18 protein-coding genes are annotated in these 16,509 nt (G+C 39.0%); 4 read left to right on the forward strand and 14 right to left on the reverse strand.

The window, feature by feature from the left end; translation table 11 throughout:
* Positions 1-119 precede the first annotated feature (119 nt).
* Positions 120-1,454: a type I glutamate--ammonia ligase gene (glnA, locus tag H2672_RS07840; protein ID WP_186670760.1), complete on the forward strand. Its 1,335-nt coding sequence runs from the start codon at positions 120-122 to the stop codon at positions 1,452-1,454.
* A 256-nt stretch (positions 1,455-1,710) separates the two neighbouring features.
* On the opposite strand, the gene H2672_RS07845 is transcribed toward glnA, so the two are convergent.
* Positions 1,711-2,295, reverse strand: coding sequence for a LysE family transporter (locus H2672_RS07845; protein WP_186670761.1), 585 nt, complete (start codon positions 2,293-2,295; stop codon positions 1,711-1,713).
* 114 nt (positions 2,296-2,409) lie between these two features.
* Here H2672_RS07845 and H2672_RS07850 point away from each other — a divergent pair, with 114 nt between their 5' ends.
* The 3 genes from H2672_RS07850 (at position 2,410) to H2672_RS07860 (ending at position 4,925) form a co-directional block, all read left to right on the forward strand.
* Positions 2,410-2,964: a helix-turn-helix domain-containing protein gene (locus H2672_RS07850; protein WP_186670762.1), complete on the forward strand. Its 555-nt coding sequence runs from the start codon at positions 2,410-2,412 to the stop codon at positions 2,962-2,964.
* Between the two features lie 317 nt (positions 2,965-3,281).
* A complete protein-coding gene (locus tag H2672_RS07855) occupies positions 3,282-3,554 on the forward strand; it encodes a DUF2277 domain-containing protein (RefSeq protein ID WP_186670763.1) in 273 nt (90 codons plus the stop codon).
* Between the two features lie 111 nt (positions 3,555-3,665).
* Entirely contained in the window at positions 3,666-4,925 is a 1,260-nt protein-coding gene (locus tag H2672_RS07860) for a TolB-like translocation protein (RefSeq protein WP_186670764.1), read from the forward strand.
* A 128-nt stretch (positions 4,926-5,053) separates the two neighbouring features.
* Here H2672_RS07860 and hslO read toward each other — a convergent pair whose 3' ends face one another.
* The 13 genes from hslO to H2672_RS07925 form a co-directional block, all read right to left on the reverse strand.
* Positions 5,054-5,932, reverse strand: a complete 879-nt coding sequence (gene hslO, locus H2672_RS07865) for an Hsp33 family molecular chaperone HslO (RefSeq protein ID WP_186670765.1) — start codon at positions 5,930-5,932, stop codon at positions 5,054-5,056.
* 27 nt (positions 5,933-5,959) lie between these two features.
* Positions 5,960-6,952 (reverse strand): MsnO8 family LLM class oxidoreductase, encoded by a 993-nt coding sequence (locus H2672_RS07870; RefSeq protein WP_186670766.1) that lies wholly within the window; start codon positions 6,950-6,952, stop codon positions 5,960-5,962.
* A complete protein-coding gene (locus tag H2672_RS07875) occupies positions 6,949-7,170 on the reverse strand; it encodes a DUF896 domain-containing protein (RefSeq protein ID WP_186670767.1) in 222 nt (73 codons plus the stop codon). The genes H2672_RS07870 and H2672_RS07875 overlap by 4 nt, the downstream gene beginning before the upstream one ends.
* 16 nt (positions 7,171-7,186) lie before the next feature.
* Positions 7,187-8,134: an LLM class oxidoreductase gene (locus H2672_RS07880; RefSeq protein WP_186670768.1), complete on the reverse strand. Its 948-nt coding sequence runs from the start codon at positions 8,132-8,134 to the stop codon at positions 7,187-7,189.
* Positions 8,135-8,165: 31 nt separating this feature from the next.
* Complete coding sequence (locus H2672_RS07885; RefSeq protein ID WP_186670769.1) at positions 8,166-8,645, reverse strand: RrF2 family transcriptional regulator; 480 nt, start codon at positions 8,643-8,645, stop codon at positions 8,166-8,168.
* A gap of 340 nt (positions 8,646-8,985) precedes the next feature.
* On the reverse strand, positions 8,986-9,405 hold the full coding sequence (arsC, locus tag H2672_RS07890) for an arsenate reductase (thioredoxin) (RefSeq protein WP_186670770.1): 420 nt from the start codon (positions 9,403-9,405) through the stop codon (positions 8,986-8,988).
* 18 nt (positions 9,406-9,423) lie between these two features.
* Positions 9,424-10,722: an arsenic transporter gene (locus H2672_RS07895; RefSeq protein ID WP_186670771.1), complete on the reverse strand. Its 1,299-nt coding sequence runs from the start codon at positions 10,720-10,722 to the stop codon at positions 9,424-9,426.
* Between the two features lie 15 nt (positions 10,723-10,737).
* Positions 10,738-11,085, reverse strand: a complete 348-nt coding sequence (locus tag H2672_RS07900; protein WP_186670772.1) for an ArsR/SmtB family transcription factor — start codon at positions 11,083-11,085, stop codon at positions 10,738-10,740.
* A gap of 259 nt (positions 11,086-11,344) precedes the next feature.
* Positions 11,345-11,977, reverse strand: a complete 633-nt coding sequence (locus tag H2672_RS07905; protein WP_186670773.1) for an FMN-binding negative transcriptional regulator — start codon at positions 11,975-11,977, stop codon at positions 11,345-11,347.
* 312 nt (positions 11,978-12,289) lie between these two features.
* Entirely contained in the window at positions 12,290-14,092 is a 1,803-nt protein-coding gene (gene glmS, locus H2672_RS07910; RefSeq protein WP_186670774.1) for a glutamine--fructose-6-phosphate transaminase (isomerizing), read from the reverse strand.
* Positions 14,093-14,655: 563 nt separating this feature from the next.
* Positions 14,656-15,204: a TVP38/TMEM64 family protein gene (locus H2672_RS07915; protein WP_186670775.1), complete on the reverse strand. Its 549-nt coding sequence runs from the start codon at positions 15,202-15,204 to the stop codon at positions 14,656-14,658.
* Positions 15,205-15,286: 82 nt separating this feature from the next.
* On the reverse strand, positions 15,287-15,787 hold the full coding sequence (locus tag H2672_RS07920; RefSeq protein ID WP_370569622.1) for a GNAT family N-acetyltransferase: 501 nt from the start codon (positions 15,785-15,787) through the stop codon (positions 15,287-15,289).
* A gap of 20 nt (positions 15,788-15,807) precedes the next feature.
* Positions 15,808-16,503 (reverse strand): copper homeostasis protein CutC, encoded by a 696-nt coding sequence (locus H2672_RS07925; RefSeq protein WP_186670776.1) that lies wholly within the window; start codon positions 16,501-16,503, stop codon positions 15,808-15,810.
* Positions 16,504-16,509 lie beyond the last annotated feature (6 nt).

Genomic DNA, 16,509 nt, shown 5'->3' on the forward strand with positions numbered 1-16,509 from the left:
TAAATTAGAACAAATGAAGAGTTAGTTAAAAAAATCTTGTTAATGGTAACTTTTTGCTTTATTATAGAAAAATGTTATGGAGTAATCCGTAATTAACGATACTTAAGGAGAGTGGCATGATGAGGAATTATACAAAAGAAGACATACGCAAATTTGTAACAGAAGAAAATGTGAATTTCGTTCGACTTCAGTTCACCGATATTTTAGGAATGATCAAGAACGTGGAAATTCCCATCAGCCAGCTCGAAAAAGCACTAGACAATAAAATGATGTTTGACGGATCTTCAATCGAAGGATTTGTACGTATTGAGGAATCCGATATGTACCTCATACCCGATCTAAACACATGGATGGTATTCCCATGGCCATCAGGAAAAGGAAGAGTTGCTAGGCTTATCTGTGACATTTCACTTGCCAATGGTTCGCCGTTTACAGGTGATCCTCGAGGCAATTTAAAACGTGTATTGACAGAAATGAAGGAACTTGGATTTACAGACTTCAATCTTGGACCAGAACCAGAATTCTTCTTATTCAAGCTCGATGACAACATGCAACCTACAATGGAATTAAACGACAACGGCGGCTATTTCGACCTCGCCCCAATGGACCTTGGAGAAAACTGTCGACGTGATATCGTCTTGGAACTAGAGGAAATGGGATTCGAAGTTGAAGCATCCCACCATGAGTGCGCACCAGGACAACACGAAATCGACTTTAAATATGCGGATGTACTCACCGCCTGTGACAACATCCAAACATTCAAACTTGTGGTTAAAACAATCGCACGTAAACACGGCCTGCATGCAACCTTCATGCCAAAACCTCTTTTCGGTGTCAGCGGGTCAGGTATGCATTGCAATGTTTCCCTATTCAAAGATGGCGAAAATGCTTTCGTTGATGAAAATGGTAAATTACAATTAAGCACAACAGCTTATCAGTTCATGGCTGGCGTTCTTGAACATGTACCTGGTTTTACAGCAGTGACAAATCCTACAGTTAACTCCTATAAACGACTTGTTCCTGGCTACGAAGCGCCATGCTACATTGCCTGGTCTGCCCAAAACCGCAGCCCACTTATCCGAATCCCAGCATCTCGGGGCATAAGTACTCGAATCGAAGTTCGTTCAGTTGACTCGGCCGCAAATCCCTATCTCGCAATGGCTGTAATATTAAAAGCAGGTTTAGACGGCATTAAACGTGAACTCGAACCACCAATGCCAGTTGACCGTAATATTTACGAAATGAATCCTTCAGATCTTAAGGAATTAGGTATCGGTACTTTACCTACGGACCTTGACCACGCCCTCATTTCACTTGATAAAGATGAAATTATCCAAGAAGCTCTCGGCAAGCACATTTTCACGAACTTTATGGCAGAGAAAAAATTGGAATGGGAGAATTACCGAATTAACGTTCACCCTTGGGAAGTTGAACAGTATATGAAGAGGTACTGATATAATCGAGTAAAAGGGAATAATTAACTCCCAATCTCCGACTCCGCCTTACGTACACTACGGTATACGTCGGTTCAATTCAAATGGATGACACAAGGTTTCGTAACGTAATAATAGACTTTTGGTCCCTTGGAACCCCCATAAGGCGGTTCCAAGGGTTCTATTTAGTTATTGGACTCTTGAATATTTTTCAGTAGCTTTTATTTTTCCCTCTGCTACTCCCAGATGTTAAGGAGCGATTTTCTCCGTGAATAGTTCACCCCATAAAAATCGAAACTGCACTATATACTAATAGTAAAGCCATCACTACATTAAACTGATTTCTATATTTCGATAAAAATGTTTGAAATATTGAACCAAACAGACTCCAACTGCTAGTACCCATAAAACCAACAACAGCCAAAAATAATGAAAAAAATAGTAAGCTAACATTGGATGTATGGTACGGCAGGATGAACGTTCCCATTACCGTTATTCCATATAGAACACCTTTTGGATTTACAAATTGCAAAAGCATGCCCGCCAAAAAACTATTATACTTGCCTGTATCATCGTCGTTCTCACTATTTTTACTGGTTACTATTTTTACAGCTAGATACAACATATAGCCCGCTCCCAGGATCATCATGGGAAGTTCAATTTTCGGAATGAAGTTATGAAGCAATAGATTAAAATAACTAGCTAATAACATAATAACAAAGAAGCCTGCACCAACTCCGAAACAAAACCGCAGTGTCTTCTTAAACCCATACTTATTCGCAAATAACATAGCCATAATATTATTAGGGCCTGGCGTAAAACTTGTGATAAAAACATATAACAAAAACGATACTACTGACATATTAGACCTCTCCCTTAGTGAGTGTGTTATAATGTCTAAAACAGACGGTATAACGTTTTCTTTTTACTGTACAGTTCAGACGTTATATTGTACAGAAAAAATTGGGGTGTCTGTATGCAAGAAATTCATCTTATCATTGCAAAAAATCTAAAAGCTTTACGGGAAACTAAGAAATTAAGTTTGGAAAAGGTAGCAGAATTGACAGGCGTCAGCAAAACGATGGTCGGCCAAATTGAACGAGGTGAATCGGCCCCAACCATTACAACAATCTGGAAAATAGCTAATGGCTTAAAGATTTCCTTTACTGCCCTTATCAATAATCCGCAGCCAGACACAAATATCGTGTTGAGAAGTGACATTCAACCATTATCTGAAGACAACGGAAAATATCGGGTCTATCCCCATTTTCCCTTCGAAGATGACAAACGCTTTGAAGTGTATTCAGTTGAGATAGAAAAAGGAGGGTTTCTAAGTGCTGATTCGCACATTGAGGGCACTGAAGAGCTATTAACTATTTTTGATGGGGAACTGACTGTACGTGTAAATAATGATGAACACACGGTGAAAAGTGGTGATTCCATCCGATTCAAAGCTGACAGACCTCATACCTATCATAATTCGGGGGAAACATTAACTCGCTTAAGTATGGTTTTATATTACCCTACTTAAAAAAAATCCGTTCTTAGGTAGTAAAGGATTCAACAAACCGTCTTTATTATTTCCAAGAGAAGGGGAAGTTCATATGGCAAGATTTTTTTCAAATACCTCTCCTTCACCCACTACCCTACTTGTAATTATTCAAAAATACGTTTTCATTCGAAATATAGTCATCTAAAAACAAGCCATCGAGATTGTCTCGATGGCTTAGAATTAACTTAAAATCACTTTCTCTCCAGCTTTCTCCTTCGAATCTATAGAGTCTAAAAGAGGTTTCAGAGGAATATGATACAATCAAGAAAATTAGACAAACAAAAGAGGTGAACGATATGTGCCGAAACATTAAAACACTATTTAACTTTGCCCCTCCAGCTACCGACGATGAAATTTATGCAGCTTCGCTTCAATATGTTCGAAAGGTCTCCGGTTTCACCAAACCATCGAAAGCAAACGAGGATGCTATTAATCGGGCTATTGAGGACGTGGCTATCTCTACGCAAAACCTACTAAACACACTAGTAACGAATGCCGAGCCTCGTGATAGAGAAATTGAAGCAGAACGTGCTCGTGCTAGAACTGTAAAGAGATTTGAAATTGAATAGATTTCATGAAAGGTTAAGATTTATGGCCGGAATAGCTCATTAATAACTGTGAAAATTAGAAATGATTAAGTTTACGTTTCCAGGACAACATACAAGACATGAGGTGAAGTTATGAAAAAGATCGTACAACTCCTGATGGTCTTATGTTTAATGGCTCCGTCCCTTATCCATGCGCAAACGAACACATCCGATGTGAAAATTGCTTTTATTCGCGACGGCTATTTATGGCTCAAGGTCGATGACAAAGAAGAGAAACTGACGAAAGAAAAAGCGACGTACAATTATTCTCCTCAATGGTCTTTCGATGGAAAAATGATTCTTTATCAAAAAGAAGTGGCTGGCAATATAATCGATACGAAAGGCACTTCAAATGAATTATGGATTTATGACGTCGCAACAAAAAAGCATCGCAGAATCTTTCGTGACGGCTCTAATCCGAAATGGTCTCCAACAGAGAACATTGTTGCCTTTAGTGCTGTAGGTGTATTGAATATAGCTGATTTGGAACACTTCTATAATATTGCTTTAGGTGTAGACGATTATGCGTGGCAGCCAGATGGGAAAGGTTTTATCGCGTCATCAAGTGCTATTCCCCGCCCAGATGGCTGGACCCATCCAATTCTTTACACCATTTCGATTGAGGGTTATCAAAACAGAAATTCATTAACAAAAAGTGCCAAAAAATTTTTTATAATACCAAAAGAGCTAGGAAAAGATGACGTGAAAATCCTCTCGATCGGCGCGGGTTCGTTTACGTATTCACCAAACAAACAGTGGATAGCATTTGTCGTATCCCCTACTGCTTCATGGTCGATGGACAGCGATATGCTTTGCGTGATTTCTGTAGACGGCAAAAACTTTGAAGTGATTGATGAGCTCAACCAGGAATCCAAGCCGAAATGGGCTTACACCAAAAACTTGCTCGGTTATATTGCCGGGGGCGGAAGGATTGTCTTTGGTTTTAAAAATAAGGATCTAAAAGTAACCGAACTCCCTGCCGATCAAACAGTAACGCTTACACCAAAAAACTATGCTGAAATGGGTTTTTCATGGGTAGATAATGCTTCATTAATCGTTTCCAGAGTACCGGAAACCGAATGGTCCGATGAGGCTAACAAGCGCCCTAAACCGGTATTGTATCTATTATCACTAACCGATCCAAAACAAATACAAATAACGAAGCCTCCAAAAGGCCAAGGGGATTTTACACCCATTTTTTTACCCTCCATAAATAAAATCACTTGGACAAGACAAAGTGATTTAGTAACTTTAAAAGGTGATTTATGGGTGGCTGATCCAAATGGTGACCATGCAAAAGTGTGGGTCCATGATATAGGGCTAGAGTCGTATGACTTTTTTCCATCACGGTGATTGAGCGTAGTATGTGAAAGAAAATATAAATAAGCCATCTCTTTAGTGGAGTGGCTTATTTGTGTATGCAACAACTTATCTGGAAAAGTGAAATGTAGTAGCTCTAGTAATTTGTTTCAAGAAGCTCTTTAAACCGCAGCTTCCAATAATAATAGTAAATCCTCTTTAGAGAAATGGTAGTTTTCATTACAAAGATGGCAGTGTGCTTCAGCTTGCCCGTCCGTCTGAATCATATCTTGTATCTCGTCACTTCCTAAACTGAAGATGGCATTGGAAATTCTCTCCACGGAGCATTGACACTGGAAATGAACAGGAATTTCCTCTAAAAATTTCACATTTCCAGTACCCAGTAGGTGTTCTAGTATCTGTTCTGGCGTCATACCTTGCTCAACCATAGAAGATATAGGAGTCATTCCTTTCAAACGTACTTCTATCGCATTGACTGTCTCCTCATCTGTACCAGGCATAAGTTGAATTATGAATCCACCTGCTGCTTGGATTGTATGATCAGGATTTACTAAAACACCCACTCCTACTGAGGAAGCTACTTGCTCTGAAAGAACAATATAGGACGTAAAGTCTTCATCTAGCTCACCCGATACAAGGGGGACATGCCCAACAAAGGGCTGCTGTAATCCGATATCTTTTGATACAGTTAGCATTCCATCCGTTCCAACTGCTCTTTTCACATCTAATTTACCTTGTTCATTTAACTCAAAATGAGTTTGAGGATTTGTGACGTAGCCCCTGACTTCCCCTTTGGTATTTGCATCTACCAGAATGGTTCCAAGTGGACCACCACCATTTATTTTGACCGTTATTTTCTCCTCTCCTTTGAGCATTGCACCGAGTATCACGCTGGCTGTCATAGAACGCCCAAGTGCAGCAGAAGCAGTTGGCCATGTCTTATGGCGACGTTGAGCTTCGCCAACGCTTTGTGTAGTTCTCACCGCATAAGCACGTACTTGGTTATTGTAAGCAGTTGCCTTTACTAAATAATCCTTCACTTCATACCTTCCTTTCTTCTATCACAGTTAAAAAATCTCCTTTGCCAATAAGCGATAACCATTCAAACGTTTCCCTTGCGAATGAGGAATACTACAAATCATTGCTTCATCAAATCCATATCGTTCTTGCTCTTCTTGTAATCGCGCTGCAATTTCATTCGAAGATCCCACTAAGTGGATTTTACGACTTTCTTTAATCATCATGCGATCCATTTCCGTCAGTGGATAATCACGGGCTTCTTCAGGCGTCAAAACTTGCCCGACCCTGCCTTTCATAAACTGTAAACGCCAAATATCTTGAGGCATTGCCTCAAACTCAGCTTCTTCTGCAGTTTCGGCTGTTGTCACCATATAGGAAACATTGATTTCCGGTTTCTCCATAAACGCTGACGGTTGAAAATTCTTCTTATACGTATCTAAAGTCGATTTGGATAGCTGACCATTAAAAAACTGTGCAAAAGAATAGCCAACTCCCATACGCCCTGCTTGAATGGCACTATTGCCACTCGAACCCAGTAACCAAGCTTCGGGCAAAACAATATGCGATGGCGTGGCTATCGTTTTATTGTATAGGCTATCTTCCGGTACTTGATCGTTGATCAATTGCAGTGCTAGATCAAATTTTTCATACATATTGTTCACCATCGGAGGGCGTCCTTCGGATAAAGCATAGATGGAATCATTATCCCCTCCCGGAGCTCGACCCACACCAAAATCAATTCGACCTGGTGAGAATGCGCTCAGTGTTTTAAATACTTCAGCTAGTTTTAGCGGAGAATAATGCATCATCATTGTGCCGCCAGTACCAATACGAATTTGTTGCGTTTTAGCCGCTAAATGAGCCGCTGTCACTTCAGGAGCCGAGCTTGCAAAAACGTTTGTTCCATGATGCTCAGCCATCCACATGCGATGGTAGCCCAATTCATCTGCCAAAACGGCCAGTTCTTCTGCTTTTTTCAAAGCATCAGGCGCACTATTTCCTTTCGTAACGGGTGCTTGATCCAGTACACTTAACCTCATTTAGTTAACTTCCTTTCCTCTTGTACTTTGTCAGGTGTCACATCATTGCCAAGTGGATCCAGAACGGTTATTCCAGAGACGGTATTAAGAACCTGCCCGCGAATTTCGCGTAAGTAATCTTGTTGCAAGACGGTTTGTTCTACCATTTCGGCATTGGTCAACCCCTCTTCCCTTTGCTTTTTTGCTAATTCATTAATTCGATTTAGACCTTTAATCATCTATATTCCACTTCTTTCATAATTTATTTGCAGGAAAATGAGGAAGCACATATTCGCCAAATTCTTGAATCACTTCTGCTGCAGGGCGTGTTCCATTCTTCAGCCCAAACATTACATGATTAACTCCGGCATCCTCGTAAGCATGTAAATAATCAATTAAAAATCGATAACCCGATCTAAACCCACCCTTTATTGGTTTGGGTGCTTCATTTGGATTCTCTGATAAATCAATTGCCAAAGCTTGAGCAAATGGTTTGAATCCGCCAGCTGCTTGCCGCCATTTTTTAACAAGTTCGCGCTGTTCATTGACACCTTGAGAATAAAATAACCAACCATCTGTATGCTCCGCTAGCCACTCAATTGTCTGGCCAGAATACCCCGTTCCCAAAATTGGAATAGCAGATAAAATTGGTTTGGGAACGATATCACCTTGAAGCATGTCAACTCGCTCTGTCTGTATTTGCGGGAATGCTTCTTTCCAGACTTTTTTCATTACCACTATAGATTCTCTAAATAACGCTGCTTTTTCGTTAACATCCACTTTAAATACGAGGAATTCAATGGGCCTATCACCAGTGGCAACACCCAATAACAGCCGCTGATTCGATATTTTATCTAGCGAGGCAGCTGATTTTGCTACGTGAAGTGGGTGGCGCAATGTCGTCACAATGCTTGAAGTACCAAGAGCAATTCGATCCGTATGTGCTGCTACGTAAGAAAGAAACACCCACGGATCGTATAGAGCTCCAACATCACCAAAATTCGAATCGTAAAGGGGAGAATCTCTGACAAATAAAGAGGCAAATCCTAGACCTTCCGCCTTTTTCGCCAGTATCATTTGCTCATCTAAATCCATCGTTGGAAAACTTCCTGCATACGATTCCAAAGGAAATGTTAGTCCCAGCGTTAATTTATTCTCTTTAAATGTTCGTGCAAAGCCTTGATGAGATTGGAAATTATTCATAATAGTTGTTCACCTACTTACATGTATTCTCTTATAAGACCATTTTTCCGTTTATCCATTCTTTTAAATCTTCTACTTTTCCAGGAAAACGATTAGCTGTTTCTTCATCTAAAGATGCAATTGTTTCTCGCTTCAATATCGTTCTCCAAGTTGATTCAGCCTCATCCATTAAATCCGTTAACAAGCAGCATCTATCTTCTTTTTCCAATTCAAGCATGTCATCGAGAATACCACTCGGTGAATAAAGTGATTGTTGGCCTTCTACTGCAAGATAAACATCGTATATCCGAATCTCTTCCGGTTTTTTCTTTAATTTAAAGCCACCCTTCACCCCTGCAACGGAAGTAATCAGGTCTGCACTAACTAACTTTCTTAACAACTTTTGAAAATAAGTCGGTGAAGTCCCTAATTGTTGACTGATGGCTTCTCCAGGCAATACCGCTTTATCCGGTAACATATTCAGTAAAAGAATGGCGTATACAGATTGCTCAACCCCTGTTTTCATTTGCATGAAAATCACCTCTGTATCTTTTGTATTTTTTGAACGTTCATCAACGAGACTAATGCAGATAAGCATTATCCATATTGGAAATATTAAACTACTGCTAGATGAAGGTCAAATAATAAAACTCATGTAATAAATTACATGAGTTTTGGTGATTTATGATAGTGAGTGGACACATGAATCATTGAAAAACAAGATGATTGTTCTTCATGACCATAGTGAAATTCCTGTCTTTGACTATTTTCCCTTGTAAGGCGCCTTCGCTCAGTTTATATAGGTCAATCATTTGTTCAACATATATAGGATCAAAGTCGAAGGAAAGATACTATCGACTTTGATTTGTTTGTTATTCCCCAGTTTCAGCAAAATGCTGAATACGAATACCAATTTCATCACGAACACGCTGGAAGAATACCCATTTTTCTTCATCAGTTCCTTCTGCTTTAGCAGGATCATCAAATCCCCAATGATCTCGCTTTACATGAGATGGTATCATTGGACACTTGTCAGCAGCATCCCCACAAAGAGTGACGACAAAATCTGCATTATGTAAGATCTGCGGATCAATGATATCCGAGGTTTGATTTGAAATATCGATTCCAACCTCATTCATGGCTTTCACAGCATTTTGGTTTACTCCATGGGCTTCAATTCCAGCACTAAGAACTTGCCATTCTTCTCCAAGAACTTTTTTTCCCCAACCTTCAGCCATTTGGCTACGGCATGAATTACCCGTACATAGGAAGTAAAGTGTTTTTTTCGACATATCGAAAACCTCCTTTTTTTACTGGATGAACGACAGCCATAGATACAGTCCGATTAATGTTATTAGGAGTGTAGGAACAGTTAGGAGTATACCGATTTTAAAATAGCTACCCCAAGAGATTTTCACACCTTTTTGAGACAGTACATGCAACCACAATAAAGTAGCCAAAGAACCGATTGGTGTGATTTTTGGACCTAGATCTGACCCGATTATATTCGCATATATCAAAGCCTCGCGAATCGACTCTGTTGTCGTCGTTTCTGATATGGCTAATGCGTTAATCATGACGGTAGGCATATTATTCATAATAGATGATAAAATCGCAGCAATAAAGCCCATCGAAATCGTCGCTACAAATAGTCCTTGGTTGGCAGCCATTTGAATGACATCGGCCAATACACCAGTCAGACCGACGTTACGCAATCCGTAGACAACGACGTACATCCCAACTGAAAAGAACACGATCGCCCAAGGTGCGCCTTTCAGTACTTGTTTCGTGTGAACAGCGGGACTTCTTTGTGCCATGACAATAAAGAATATCGCCGTAATTCCAGCAATAATCGAAACAGGAAGTCCTGTAAATCCACTAGAAAAATACCCGATGAGTAATATGCTTAATATCACCCAAGCCAGTCGAAACATCTTTTTATCTTTGATAGCATCCTTCGGTTGTTTTAGATCTGCTACTTTATAATTTTTAGGGATACTTTTACGGAAGAATAGCATCAATACTAAAATACTAGCCACTAACGCAAATAAATTGGGTACAATCATTTGGGATGCATATTCGACAAAGCCAATACCGAAAAAATCTGCCGAAACAATATTGACTAAGTTACTCACGACTAATGGTAACGAAGTGGTATCTGCAATAAAACCACTGGCAATGATGAATGGAAAAATCATTTTTTCATTGAAATTTAAATTTCGTACCATAGCCAGCACAATTGGCGTTAGTATAAGAGCCGCCCCATCGTTTGCGAACAAAGCAGCAACGACCGCACCTAGTAGACTGACATAAACAAACATGCGAATCCCGCTGCCTTTGGCTAATCTAGCCATATGTAGAGCCGACCACTCAAAGAATCCAATCTCATCTAAGATTAATGAAATGATTATGATAGCAATGAAAGCCAATGTAGCATTCCAGACAATCCCAGTTACATCAATAACGTCTTGAAAAGTAACTACTCCTACTAACAAAGCAATTATTGCCCCAATACAGGCGGACCATCCAATTGATAAATTTCTAGGCTGCCAAATAACAAAAATAAGTGTAATTATGAATATCAATGATGCCGTTATTACTGAAACCAACGCTCTTTCCCCTTCCTACTTGCAGCAAACTCTAAGCCCTTGCGCTTCCAGTCTGGCTATAGACTCATTTTGTTCGGGAAGCTGTTCAAGAATGCTTTGAATAAACGGATAGTCTTCATGACTTTTGTTAATCGAGAAAAAAATCCATTGTCCTCTACGTTCTTCTTTCACTACCTTTATATCCTTAAGTTTACGTAAGTGCTGGCTAATCGCCGGTTGACTCATATTAAAAATCTCAACAAATTCACACACACAGCATTCATGCGTCTTAAGTAGCCGCATCATAGTCAAACGAGTTGGATCTCCGAGTAATTTTAAGAGTTGTGATGCTCGCTGAATATCAATAGTTACTGTTTCTATCATCTACTATCCCTCCCGAAATCATCATATAAGAATATGCTTATATACGCAAGTGGATTATTCTCCTTTACTTAATTAAATTGGGCTATACTTTGAAAATAATTAGTGAGGACATCACCAAAAGATATTATTCCGGTTTGTTGTTTGTATTTTGCAGAACTTGCTAGATAAGCGTTGAATAATGCCATTCTGTTTTTCAAGTGGCATTATTCAACGCTTAGTAAAAGAACATTTTCACACCATTATCGTAGTTCTCGACACATTAATCAGAATCCCCGTCATTCTTCACTCTCTTCTTCATGACATTCGCCATTTGTTGGGAACTTGGATCTTCTTCCTCATACAGTTTGTCAACGATGTTAAGGTAATCTTCCTCATTACGATTCTGACTTAATTTATAGGCAGCTTGAATTTCTTGTACTTTAATCTTAAATCCAACAATCCCTTTTAGTTCTCTATCCACTAACTGAGGAGAAAGCTTGTCCCATAAAACCGAATTCTTACGATGTTTCTCGTATTTTTGTAGCATCATGATAAGGTCTTGTTTTAACTCCTCCTTATCTAGAATGCTAGCTGTGCCATATACATGCACTGCTTGATAATTCCATGTTGGAACATTTTCATGACCGTACCAAGAAGAAGAAATATAAGCATGTGGTCCCTGGAACATAACTAGTACATCATCACAACTTTCGAATGTTCTCCATTGTGGATTCCCATAAGCCATGTGTCCAGTAATATAATAATCATCTCCCTTTTTATTTAACGCCAAAGGTAAATGACTAGCAATTGGTTTACTATGTTTTGTTGTAACAATAGTTCCAAATGAATTCTCTTGAACAAATTCTTTAATTTCATCTACGTCTGTGACTTTAAAATACTTGGGAATATACATGATTTAGCTCCTTTTTGATTACTAAATTAGTAGATATTGTACGATTAATTAAGGCTAAAATTCATTGTTGTATTTTTCTAGGTTAGATGATATTTCTCTCTTAAATACGAAAAAGCCCTTTAGACAATTATATCTAAAGGGGTAAATAGTTGCATCTTTTTTTAACATTCTACTTTCATTTTAAACCAGACAAACTGTAGCTTTGAAATAAAATTTGTTGGAAAATATACTTTTTACGGTAAAAAAGGTGAATCCATTTTGATATACATATTTAATGTCTCTTCACAAAATTGTGTTCATTATTTAATTCCGTTATTCCACCGTAACCGATTTCGCTAAATTTCTTGGTTTATCAACGTCACAGCCTCTGTAAAGAGCGGCATAATAGCTGATTAACTGCATTGGAATCACAGCTGCAAGTGGGGTGAGTAATGCATGCACTTTCGGCAAGACTAAACAATCACCCTCCTCTTCTAATCCTTCCATTGAAATAATGCAAGAATTAGCTCCTCTCGCGACGACTTCTTTTACATTTCCACGAATATTTAGGCTTACAGCTTTTTGTGTAACAAGTGCAAAGACAGGCGTTAATTCTTCAATCAACGCTATAGTACCGTGTTTTAATTCCCCAGCGGCGAAGCCTTCTGCTTGAATATAAGAGATTTCCTTTAACTTTAGTGCTCCTTCTAAACTGACGAAGTAGTCCACATTGCGCCCGATGAAGAATGCATTACGTGAGTTTCCCAAGAAGTCTAGTGCGACTTTTTCCGTCACTACTTTTGAATCCACAAGTATTTGGATTGCATTTGCAGCAATGGCAAGTTCTTTCTTTAAATCAAAATCTACGAGTATGCCACGTTCTTTAGCTGTAACATAGGCTGAGATGGCAAGAACCGCTATTTGTGCCGTATAGGCTTTCGTTGAGGCTACTGCAATTTCTGGCCCAGCGTATAACGGTAATGTGTAATCTGCCTCCCGAGACATAGTTGAGCCGGGAACATTGGTAATTGCAATAGCAGTATGCCCTAACGCTTTTATTTTCACCAGTACTTGACGGCTGTCAGCAGTTTCACCTGATTGTGTAATGAAAATGAATAATGGTTTATCTGATAAAAGTGGCATGTTATAGCCGAATTCGCTTGAGATATGAACTTCTACTGGAATACCTGCGATGTTCTCAAAATAATGCTTGCCGATAAGACCGGCGTGATAACTTGTTCCTGCCGCAATAATGTAAAGCCGGTCTGCTTCATTTATTGCAGTTAAGACATCACCGTCTATCGTTAGCTCACCATGCCTATTTTCATACTTTTGAATAATCTTACGAACAACACTTGGTTGTTCCTCAATTTCTTTCAACATAAAGTGAGGATATGTGCCCTTCTCGATATCGCTCATATCTAACTCAGCCCTATAGGGGGTACGTTCAATAATTACGCCATCCAATGTACTAATCTCAATCGCTTCCTTGCGGAGAATGACAACTTCTTTATCATGCAGTTCTACATATTGATCTGTGACTTGCAACATTGCCATAGCATCAGAAGCAACGACATTGAAGTGTTCGCCAATTCCTACAAGAAGTGGACTTTTATTTTTTGCGATGAAGATTGTGTCTGTTTCATCTGCATCTAACATAGCAATCGCATAAGATCCTTGAAGAAGAGATAAAGTATGACGGAAAGCAATTTCAGTTTTCATGCCGCCTTTTACGAACTTTTCAACAAGCTGCACGATAACTTCTGTATCCGTGTCAGAACTCATCTGAACATCATGTAAATGTTCTTTTTGTAGTTGTAAATAGTTCTCTATTACGCCATTATGCACAAGTGAAAAACGATTGGATACACTCTGATGAGGGTGTGCATTCGTTTGGTTCGGAACTCCATGTGTCGCCCAGCGCGTATGGCCAATTCCAGTAGAAGAGTGGATAGTCCAATCTACTGCTGAACGCAGGTCCGCAACACGGCCTTTTTCTTTCACAACAGTAAGCCCTACTTCATTAGCAAGTGCGATTCCTGCTGAATCATAGCCTCGATATTCTAACTTTTCAAGTCCCTTTACCAGAATTTCTTTAGCATCTAACTCACCAATATAACCTACTATTCCACACATATTTATTCCTCCGATGTTTGCAAAATAAGCAACATTTAACTACACCACAGCTGTATTAGAGAAGTGTACTTGCATATCACTTGAAGTATTTGCCTTTTTGCTCCTTTGTCCATTCGATTGCTCAAATGATTTACTAGCAAAATTACAACCGGGCAATTGCGATCGGGAGGCTTCCGCCGAAAATTCGATACTCCTCCACCTCGTCTGCTGAAAATTAGTGACGTCCGATTTCTTCAGCACTGGCGCTTAAACTGTTTTCCGATTTATGTTTAACGTGTGGTTTTCACTCCTTTTACACGCGGTGACCAATAGCCTCTCTATTTAGAAGTGGCTATGAATCAACTTTATTATCTTACAGAAGTTGCTGTTTTCTTGTCAATAAATAACGAGTGTAAGACTAGATTGGTAATTGATTCTCTGGTAGTATCGATATGATTTAAAATCTAATCCTACTAACTAAAGTATGCGGATTGCTAGTTAAACTGTGATGTTTTTTCAAAAAACAAAAAAATCAGCCCGTTGTACGAAACGGCTGATTACTTTTAGTGAAGAGAACCCGTTCTTTATTTTAAGGAACTCCTTCTTACTAATACGCCAATAATGATAAGGGATGAAATTCCTAAGATCACTTTGCCTTGCCCACTCCAGTTAAGAACTTGCAAAGTAGAGTATGCTTCAATAACAAGTGCAGGTATTTTCCCAAGTGTACTGGCTATCGAAAAATTCATCATACCAACATTGCTACTCGCACTCGCCAAAGTAACTAAACCTGACGGCATAAACGGGAATACCCTGGATGCTAAAATTAGTAAAAAAGCTTCTATTCCCTTTGTTCTATTTAATCTAATTAAATACTCATTGTTAATAGTGACCTTATTCCTGACTTTGTTTATACCTTTTCGATATAGGTTAAAGCTAACCATTGCTCCCAAAGCCTCTCCTATAATAGAAAGAATTAACCCATTCCAAAATCCAAAGAAACTAATATTTGCTGCCGTTACAAATACGCTTGGTATAAAACCCAAGACACTAATACTAATATTTAAAATGATACTTATCAAAACAGCGAGTAGACCGCTATTTTCAAACCATTGCAAAACCTCTTCTACCATATGCACCACCGAGTTTCATAAGTTGTAATAACCGTTTATTTTACACATCCAACTAAACTCGTTTCTTCAGTAAGAACTTAACTTATTTTATCATTAGTGATAAATATTCGTCGTTATAATATTTATCACTAATTTTAAGTGCTTTCTCTTCCAGCCCAAGGACTTTAAATCCTAATTTTGTATATAGTTTTTTTGCTTTTTCATTAGTAGTAACTACAGTTAAATTAAGTTTTTCTATCGTTTCAATTGTTTCTGCTTTGTTAATTGCTTCAGTAAGTAGTTCTTTCCCTACACCTAAACCACGTATGTCAGGATTTACGTACATTGCCAATATATTTGCCTTGTGTCTAAGATTTAACTGTGTTTCTTGAAGTAATGTAACTACTCCCATAAGTTCTCCATTGTTAAATGCCCCATATGTAAAGTTTCCTTTACTCGATAAATTCTTTGCAACGCTTTCTACTGGGTTTTCTCTTCTTACAGCTTCTTCATAGTTTGTTGCAAAAGCCTCTGGATTAAGCTTTAACGCCTCCAACCTTAATTCCCAGTACCTTTTTGCATCTGATGGTTTGAGCAATCTTATTTCAATAAATATTTCCCCCTCTATTCGCTCAATTTCTTAAGTTCGCTTTTTATCGCCCTAAATTCCGTTGGATCAATCGGATACCTGAAACTTCGATTAACACGAACAGCCGACCCAAAATGAACTTCTTCTAGTCCAGTTGCAGAAACTAATGAAGACAGTGTTTCAGGGTTCATACCATTGCCTGCTAAAATTCGAACAGATGTATTTTTAGACTTGTCCACCAATTTTTTAAGCTGTTCGGCAGCTTCTGGTGCCGGTGCTTGGCCTCCCGAAGTCAAAATCCGCTGAATCTGTGGGAAACTAGCAATGACTTCTAACGCTTCCACCTGATCTTCAATCTCATCAAATGCACGGTGGAAAGTAACTTTCATCTCCCCAGCTTCCTCCAATAAACGTGATAGAGCTTTCTTATTTACTTTGCGCTCCTCAGTTAGTACTCCAATAACGACTCCCGAAGCTCCTGCACGTTTAATATGGCGAATATCGGCTATCATTACAGCTAAGTCATTGTCATCATAGTGAAAAGTTCGACTATGGGGCCGAACGATTACATGAACAGGAATATTTACTCCCTCAATTACTGCTTCCACCAATCCCATACTTGGCGTTAGCCCACCTTCAGACAAAGCTGCACAAAGTTCCAATCGATTGGCACCACTTCGTTCTGCAGCAATTGCATCTGCCAAACTTGTAGCTATTATTTCTAACATCATTATGAT

Origin of the sequence: Sporosarcina sp. BP05, assembly GCF_014282005.1 — a bacterium.
Classification (GTDB): Bacteria; Bacillota; Bacilli; order Bacillales_A; family Planococcaceae; genus Sporosarcina.